Origin of the sequence: Aeromonas sp. DNRA1, from assembly GCF_963888745.1 — a bacterium.
GTDB lineage: Bacteria > Pseudomonadota > Gammaproteobacteria > Enterobacterales > Aeromonadaceae > Aeromonas > Aeromonas hydrophila.
The window spans coordinates 1-255 of sequence record NZ_CAWPKQ010000023.1; the positions used below are offsets into that span (position 1 = coordinate 1).

The following is a 255-nucleotide window of genomic DNA, read 5'->3' on the forward strand; positions in this document are numbered from 1 at the left end:
CGGACGCACTGGGCAGCCTGACCATCACCGAAGGCGGTGCCTGGACCTACAACGTCGACAACAGCAAGGTGCAGTACCTGGGCGAGGGCGAGACCAAGGTCGAGACCTTCACCGTGGCCTCGGTCGATGGCACCACCCACACCGTCACCATCACCATCACTGGCGTGAACGATGCCGCGGTCATTACCGGCACCGATACCGGTAGCGTGGTGGAAGATGAGACCACCCCGACCCTGACCGAGACCGGTACCCTGA

Annotated in this window: 1 protein-coding gene; it reads left to right on the top strand. The window is 63.5% G+C overall.

Features of this window, described 5'->3' with window-relative positions:
- Positions 1–255: VCBS domain-containing protein (locus AACQ43_RS22165; protein WP_168968708.1), on the top strand; the 255-nt coding region annotated here is incomplete at both ends.